The organism is Spirillospora sp. NPDC046719 (genome assembly GCF_040645715.1).
Lineage (GTDB): Bacteria > Actinomycetota > Actinomycetes > Streptosporangiales > Streptosporangiaceae > Spirillospora.
This window is the reverse complement of sequence record NZ_JBEYYT010000452.1, coordinates 1-7,339: the sequence shown is the minus strand read 5'-3', so window position 1 is coordinate 7,339 and position 7,339 is coordinate 1. Positions and strand designations below refer to the sequence as shown.

Annotated in this window: 8 protein-coding genes and 1 pseudogene; 5 read left to right on the top strand and 4 right to left on the bottom strand. The window is 73.0% G+C overall.

Annotated elements, in window-relative coordinates; all coding sequences use genetic code 11:
- A pseudogene (locus ABZ914_RS42675) lies at positions 1-526 on the top strand (hypothetical protein); the annotation flags it as partial.
- On the opposite strand, the gene ABZ914_RS42670 reads toward ABZ914_RS42675, so the two are convergent.
- The 4 genes from ABZ914_RS42670 to ABZ914_RS42655 form a co-directional block, all read right to left on the bottom strand.
- Positions 507-1,139, bottom strand: coding sequence for a hypothetical protein (locus tag ABZ914_RS42670; protein ID WP_500200490.1), 633 nt, complete (start codon positions 1,137-1,139; stop codon positions 507-509). The pseudogene ABZ914_RS42675 and the gene ABZ914_RS42670 sit on opposite strands and share 20 nt — an antisense overlap.
- A 190-nt stretch (positions 1,140-1,329) precedes the next feature.
- Entirely contained in the window at positions 1,330-2,343 is a 1,014-nt protein-coding gene (gene glnII, locus ABZ914_RS42665) for a glutamine synthetase (RefSeq protein WP_500200489.1), read from the bottom strand.
- A gap of 187 nt (positions 2,344-2,530) precedes the next feature.
- Positions 2,531-3,526 (bottom strand): ketopantoate reductase family protein, encoded by a 996-nt coding sequence (locus ABZ914_RS42660; protein ID WP_500200486.1) that lies wholly within the window; start codon positions 3,524-3,526, stop codon positions 2,531-2,533.
- An 88-nt stretch (positions 3,527-3,614) separates the two neighbouring features.
- Positions 3,615-4,064: a group II truncated hemoglobin gene (locus tag ABZ914_RS42655; protein ID WP_500200485.1), complete on the bottom strand. Its 450-nt coding sequence runs from the start codon at positions 4,062-4,064 to the stop codon at positions 3,615-3,617.
- A gap of 156 nt (positions 4,065-4,220) precedes the next feature.
- Here ABZ914_RS42655 and ABZ914_RS42650 point away from each other — a divergent pair, with 156 nt between their 5' ends.
- The 4 genes from ABZ914_RS42650 to ABZ914_RS42635 all read left to right on the top strand — a co-directional run bounded on the left by ABZ914_RS42650 (position 4,221) and on the right by ABZ914_RS42635 (position 7,316).
- The gene (locus tag ABZ914_RS42650; RefSeq protein ID WP_500200483.1) at positions 4,221-4,676 is read left to right on the top strand and encodes a nuclear transport factor 2 family protein; all 456 of its coding nucleotides are present in this window, start codon (positions 4,221-4,223) and stop codon (positions 4,674-4,676) included.
- Between the two features lie 134 nt (positions 4,677-4,810).
- A complete protein-coding gene (locus tag ABZ914_RS42645) occupies positions 4,811-5,773 on the top strand; it encodes an RNA polymerase subunit sigma-70 (RefSeq protein WP_500200481.1) in 963 nt (320 codons plus the stop codon).
- Between the two features lie 53 nt (positions 5,774-5,826).
- Positions 5,827-6,555: an SDR family NAD(P)-dependent oxidoreductase gene (locus ABZ914_RS42640; RefSeq protein ID WP_500200480.1), complete on the top strand. Its 729-nt coding sequence runs from the start codon at positions 5,827-5,829 to the stop codon at positions 6,553-6,555.
- Positions 6,556-6,629: 74 nt separating this feature from the next.
- Positions 6,630-7,316, top strand: coding sequence for a DUF899 domain-containing protein (locus tag ABZ914_RS42635; protein ID WP_387028498.1), 687 nt, complete (start codon positions 6,630-6,632; stop codon positions 7,314-7,316).
- Positions 7,317-7,339: the final 23 nt, after the last annotated feature.

Sequence of the window (7,339 nt, the reverse complement as noted above, 5' to 3'; positions counted from 1 at the left end):
GCCCGGCCTCGACACCGCGCCGCAGCGGCGGTTCCTGCCGGGCGCGGTCACCGTCGCCGCCTACTTCGGGGGGCGCGGGACGCTGTCCATCGACGTCGGCGGCCGCTCGCACGTCGCCGGCACGACCGCCGCCGACGGGGTCGCCTGGGACGGGCGCCGCGGGGAGGTCGTCATCACCGGCCACATCGACCGGCGGTGGATCAGCATGCCGATCTCCGGGACGCTGGTCCTCACCGAGCGGAGCAGCCGCCGGACGTTCGAGGTCATCGCCGCGCTCGACGAGACCGACGACCGGCTCGGCTACCGCGCCGCGCTGCCCGTCACGCGGGCGTTCATCGACGACCCGCTGCCGCGCGGCACCTGGGACGTCTCGCTCTGCCTCGGCTTCTCCGGCATGCACCGCGAACTCGGCGTCCTCGCGCCCGGGGACGCGGTGGACGTCCAGGTGTGGCGGCGGCTCCGGCACGTGCGCGTGTCGTCGTCGTCCGCGCCGGACCCGCTGGCCATCACAGTCGGCCGCGCCTGAACGGCCGGTCCGGCCAGAACGGCCGGGAGCCCGCCGCCACCACTCCCGCGAGCAGCACGACGACCGACGTCCCGCCGACCAGGTTGACGCACGCGGTCGCCACCGCCGCGTCGAGCGGGCCGTTCAGCAGCAGCGGCAGGATCGTCAGCAGCACCACCGCGAACCCGCCGATCCACGCGAACGCCCGGACGGGGCGCGCCGCGGTGGCGAGCAGCAGGTGCATCATCGCGGTCGCCTGGATCGTCCCGGCCACCGCGATCAGCGCGTAGCTCGTCGCCGCCGGTCCCGCCGCGGTGTGCCCGCCCGCGAACACCGGCACGTCCAGCCCGAACACGCCGCGCAGCCCCATCACCGCCGCGAACGCGGCGCCGCCGGCGGCCAGCGCCGCCGCCGTCCCCGCCCACCACAGGGGGCGAAGCGGGAGCCCCGACCCCGCCGAGATCTCCTCGTGCAGGGCGACGAACTCCTGGTACCTCCTCGCCGGAGCCTCCACCCGGCGCCGCCGCGCCGCGGAGGGGCACCGGAACGACCGCTCGTACGGCCGTGGCGCAGGACGGCCGGCGTGCCTGCCCGGCAGGCCGCCGGGGTACCGCCCGAATGGCGTGTCGGGCATGTTCCCTCCCCCCGGTGCGAACGATGTAGGTGCTACCCGGCACCGATAGGGGGAACTCTCCCAAGCACAACAATTTGCAGATGTTTGGCCCCGTCACCGGTCATAGCGGCGTTAGTCGCGGAACGCGAAAGAGCCCCGGGAAGCGCGCTTCCCAGGGCCCCTTGGCGTCGTGCGTCGGGTCGTGCTCCGGTCAGACCTGGCCGGCCTTCTCCAGCGCCGCGCAGCAGGTGGCGGTGATCAGCCGGGCCACCACGTACGGGTCGACGTTGGCGTTCGGGCGGCGGTCCTCGATGTAGCCCTTCTTGTCCACCTCGACCTGCCACGGGATGCGGACGGACGCGCCGCGGTTCGACACGCCGTAGCTGAACTCGCTCCACGGCGCCGTCTCGTGCATGCCGGTCAGGCGGCGCTCGATGTCGGCGCCGTAGCCCTGGACGTGCTCCTGCGCGCGCTCGGCGAGCGCCTCGCAGGCGGTGATGATGGCGTCGTAGTTCTCGCGCATCGCCTTCGTCGAGAAGTTGGTGTGCGCGCCGGCGCCGTTCCAGTCGCCCTCGACCGGCTTCGGGTCGAGCGTCGCGGACACGTCGAACTCCTCGGCGATGCGGTAGAGCAGCCACCGCGCGATCCACATGTGGTCGCCGACCTCCAGCGGCCCGGCCGGGCCGATCTGGAACTCCCACTGCCCGGGCATGACCTCGGCGTTGATACCGGAGATCTTCAGGCCGGCGTCGAGGCAGGCGTCCATGTGCCGCTCGACGATCTCGCGGCCGAACACCTCGTCGGCGCCGACACCGCAGTAGTAGAAGCCCTGCGGCGCCGGGAAGCCGCGCTCGGGGAAGCCGAGCGGGCGGCCGTCCTTGAAGAACGTGTACTCCTGCTCGATGCCGTACCAGGAGTCCTGCGCGGCGTACTGCTCGGCGACCGGGCGCAGCTCGGCGCGGGTGTTCGTCTTGTGCGGCGTCCCGTCGACGAGGAACACCTCGCACAGGACGAGCTTGTGGTCGCCGCCGCGGAGCGGGTCGGGGCAGGAGAACACCGGCTTGAGCACGCAGTCCGAGCGGTCCCCGGGGGCCTGGTTCGTGCTGGAGCCGTCGAAGCCCCAGTCCGGCAGGTCGGCGCCATCGGGGAGGATCCTGGTCTTGGACCGCAGCCGAGCGGTGGGCTCGGTGCCGTCGATCCAGATGTACTCGGCCTTGTAGCTCAACGTCGGTCCCTTCGGTACTGCCCGGCCTTGTGGGTTCTGCGGCAGCCACCACACTGCCGACCAGCCATTTCGCACCTGTTGCCCAAATGTGAACGGCATGTAACACACCCGACCCATTCGCGAGACCCGCACCACATCCCGCGATGACGACGTCGGTGCCCGAGCACTTGACCGGCGTCCGCGCCGGTTACCGGGGCACCTGGGCCGCGAGTTCGTCCGCCGTCATCGAGCCGGGTTCCCGCCCCGTGCGCGCGAAGTCGTTCGCCACGCGCAGCAGCGTCTCGTTCACCGGTGTCGCGATGCCGTGGAGCCGTCCGAGCAACACGATCTCACCGTTGAGGTAGTCCGCCTCGACCGACGTGCTGCCGCGCCGCAGGCTCTGCCAGGTCGAGCCGCCGGCGGGAGCGCCGCCCTCGACCGGCCGCACCTCGATCCGCCCGGACCGCAGCTCGCGCTGCTCCTCGTCGCCGGCCCGGTCGATCCCCGCCGCGTCCAGGACCTCGGCGGCCTCCGCGCGCGCCCGCGCGACCAGCGCCTTCGCGGCGTCGCCGGCCTGCGAACCGCACACCGCCTCGACCGCGTTCGCGAGGTTCGCGAGCAGCTTCGCGTACTTCCAGCGCATCACCTCGGACGTGACGGGCACGAGGAAGTTCGCCTTCTCCAGTCCCTCGGCGATCCGGTGGGCCGTCTCGTCGGCGCCCGACGGGTAGCGGCCGAGGGTGAGCGCACCGGTGTACGGCGCGCAGCGGACGGTGACGGCCCCCGGCTCCAGGTAGCTCGCCGGAAGGAACACGCACATCCCGTAGACGCGGCGGAAGCGGCGCAACGCCAGCCGTTCGGCCTCTACGCCGTTCTGCGCGCAGACCAGCGGCAGGCGCTCCGCCGCCGTCTCGCCGCCGGCGACCGGGCGCGGCGCCCACGTGTCCAGGGCCGCGATCGCGTCCTGGGTCTTCACCGCCAGCACGAGCACGTCGTCCGGGGTGAGTTCGAGCGCCTCGGGACCGTCGACGACCGGGACCGGCAGGTCGAAGACGCCGTCCGGGCCGGTGAGCCGCAGCCCCCGGTCGCGCAGCGCCGCGTACTGCGCCCCGCGCGCGACGAGCACCGCGTCCTGCCCCGCCTGCCGCAACCGGCCGCCGACCGCCCCGCCGATCGCCCCCGCGCCGATGATGACGTAACGCATGCGAGCCCCGTTCCACCTGGACGTTCCGTGACCTGCACACCTTATGCGGCAAGATCAACGGCTATGCCCCGGGTCACGGGGTCCGGCGTCACGGGGTCCCGGCGGGCCAGTCCCAGTGGGGGACCTCGCGGAGGGGGTGCAGCTCGTCGTCGGTCTCGGCGTGCGAGTTCTGCATGGCGACCCGCGTGCCGAACTCGACGTGCTCCAGCAGCGCCTGCCGGAACGGCGCGTCGCCGGGCATCCCCACGGTGTCGGCCGCCGCCATGTACAGCTCGACGAACCTGCGCCGCTGCTCCTCGGTGATCTTCAGGTGCCGGTGCACGTCGATGAGGTGGGCGAAGCCGCCCATCTCCCGCGAGAAGGCGTCGGGGCCGCCGAACGTCTCGGCGGTGAAGGCCGTCAGGTGGTCGACGTGCGTCGGGCGCCCCTCGCCGAACAGCGGCCCCACGAGCGGGTCGGCCAGCAGCGACGCGTAGAAGACGTCCATGAACCGGTGCAGTCCCTCGTGACCGCCTGCATGCTCGTACAGCGTCCGCATGATCCCGCCCGGGCTCGCCGTGTCACGTACAAGGCGTTTATCGCAGCCTCCGGACGCCGTGTCCACCGCCTCGCCGCATCCGGCCGCCGGGCGGGACCATCACAATTCGCCCGGCCGTCTCGTCATAGGAGCGACGAACGAGGTGAGGAGAGGACCATGACCGATATGCAGGCCGTCGCCGACCGGGTCGAGATCGAGGCGCTGCGCGGCGAGTTCAGCGACGCGGCGATGATGCGCGACCGCGCCCGGCTCGCGTCGCTGTTCACCGAGGACGGGGTGCTGCGGATGCCCAACGTCCCCGTCGAGCTGGCGGGCCGCGAGGAGATCCGCGCCGGGGGCGAGGCGCTCCAGGCCCGGTGGGACTTCTTCGTGCAGACCACGCACCCGGGCGTGATCGAGCTCGACGGCGACACCGCGACCGGCCGCGCCTACATCCAGGAGCTCGCCCGCACCCTCGACGGCATCGAAGGCGTGAACTTCGCCGTCTACCACGACCGCTACCGGCGCACCCCGGACGGCTGGAAGTTCGCCGAGCGCGTCTACGAGGTCAGGTACCTGGACACCACTCCCCTGGCCGGGTCGGCGCCCCGGCCCTCCGACCGGGCCCACTAGGAGCCCCGAGCCTGCGCCTCCGTGCCGGCGCCTTTTTGCCGGCACCTCCGTGACGCAGGTCACAGCGTCGACCCGTCGGATTCTCCTCCCGCACACGGTCTTGATATCGACCGTCCCGCCCGGAGGAACCCGCGATGCGATCTGACACGGAATTCGCCGCCCTGGCCGAGCCGTTCCGGCCGGAGCTGCTCGCCCACTGCTACCGGATGCTCGGCTCGATCCACGAGGCCGAGGACCTCGTCCAGGAGACCTACCTGCGCGCGTGGCGCGCCTTCGACCGGTTCGAGGGCCGCTCCTCGCTGCGCCGCTGGCTGTACGCGATCGCCACCCGGACCTGCCTGACGGCGCTGGAGACGCGGACGCGGCGGCCGGTGCCGTCCGGGCTGGGCGCCCCGTCCGACGACCACCGCGTGGCGCTGGCGCCCGACGAACCGGCGGTGCCGTGGCTCCAGCCCGCACCGGACGCGCTGCTGGGCGGCGACGACCCGGCGGCCGTCGTCGCCGCGCGGGCCGGGGTGCGGCTCGCCCTCATCGCCGCGCTCCAGCTCCTGCCCGCGCGGCAGCGCGCCGTGCTGACGCTGCGCGACGTGCTGGCGTTCCGGACCGCCGAGGTCGCGGAGATGCTGGACACCACGGCCGCCGCGGTCGACGGCGCCCTCCGCCGCGCCCGAACCCGCCTCGCCGAGGCCGGGCCGGTCGAGGAGGACCTCGCCGAGCCCGACGAGGACGCCCGCCGCGCCCTGCTCGACGACTACGTCGAGGCGTTCGCGCGGGCCGACCCGGCCGCGCTGATCGAGCTGCTGCGCGCCGACGTCGAGCTGGAGATGCCGCCGACCCCGACCTGGTTCACCGGGCGGGACGCCGTGCTGGGCTTCCTGGCCGGGCGCGTCATCCGGCCGGGCCTGTGGCGCATGGTCCCGAGCCGCGCCAACGGCCAGCCCGCCTGCGTCGTCTACCGCCGCTCCGGCGCCGGCCGCTACGAGGCGTACGGCGTGCAGGTCCTCACCCTGATCGGGGCCCGCGTCGCCCGGATCACGTCCTTCAACGACCCGGGCCTCGTCCCGACGTTCGGGCTCACCCCCGCCCTCACCAGCTGACCGGCCGCGCCCGCGGCCGGGAACACCCGAGAACACCCAAGGAGAGCGGCAGCATGCCGACGATCACCGACAAGGCAGTACTGATCACAGGGTCCAACCGCGGAATCGGGCGGGCGCTGCTCGACGAGGCGCTGCGCAGGGGAGCGCGGCGCGTGTACGCCGGCGCGCGCGTCCCCCAGCGGCACCCCGACGAGCGGGTCACGCCGCTGACGCTGGACGTGACGGACCCGGACCAGGTCCGGCGGGCGGCCGAGGCCGTCGACTCGCTCGACCTCCTCATCAACAACGCCGGGATCGCGAACTACGACGACCTGACCGACCTGGCCGTCCTGGAGCGGCACTTCGCGGTCAACCTCTACGGCGTCCACCGCGTCATCGAGGCGTTCCTGCCCCTGCTGACCGACGCCAAGGGGGCCATCGCCAACAACCTGTCGGTGAACGGCCTCGCCGCGTTCCCGCTGATCCCGGCCTACTCCATTTCCAAGGCCGCCGCGTTCTCCATGACGCAGTCGCTGCGGACCCTCCTGGCCCCGCGGGGGGTGACGGTGCACGCCGTCCTGACGGGGATCGTGGACACCGACATGACGCGCGGGGTGGAGATGCCCAAGGCGTCGCCGGAATCGGTCGCGCGCGCCGTCTTCGACGGCCTGGAGAAGGACGAGGAGGACATCTTCCCCGACCCGATGGCCGAAGCCCTCGCCGCGGGCTGGCGCGGCGGCCCCGTCAAGGCACTCGAACTGCAATACGCCGACTTCGCGCGGGGCGTGGCCGCCGGCTCGTGACCACGGGGACCGATGAATTCGCCGGCCGGGCGCGGTCTGTACCTGGCGACGTCGATTCGAACCTCGGAGGGACCATGACCAGCAAGGCACTGCCGCCCGTCGTCGACGCGGAGACCTGGCGACGCCACCTCGGCGACCTGCGCGCGCGGGAGAAGGCCGCGACCCGGGAACTCGACGCGATCGCCGCGCAGCGCCGCCGGATGCCGATGGTCGAGATGCCCGAGTACACCCTTGAGGGCGAGGAGGGCCCGGTCCGGCTGGCCGACGTCTTCGACGGCCGGTCCCAGCTGATCGTCTACAACCACATGTGGTTCCCCGGCAAGACCTGGCAGTGCCCGGGCTGCACGGGGTTCACGTCGCAGTTCACGCGGCTGGAGTTCCTGGACGCCTACGACGCCCGGTTCGTCATCGTCACCCAGGGCCCGCTCGACGAGGCCCTCGCGTACAGGCGGCGTGTCGGCAACAGGATGACCTGGTACTCCACGGCGAACAGCCCGTTCGGCGCGGACGTCGGCGCCCCGCCCGGCGGCGGCTTCGCGGTCAACGTGTTCCTGCGCGACGGCGACACCGTCTACCGGACCTGGCACACCGACGGCCGCGGCGTCGAGCAGCTCGGCCACACCTTCCCGCTGATCGACCTGCTGCCGTACGGGCGCCAGGAGGAGTGGCAGGACGTGCCCGAGGGCTGGCCGCAGTCCCCCACCTACAGCCGCTGGCCCGGCAGCAAGGACATAGCCGCCCTCTACGGCGAGGAGGGCTGAAACGGGGCCGGTGCCCGGCCCGC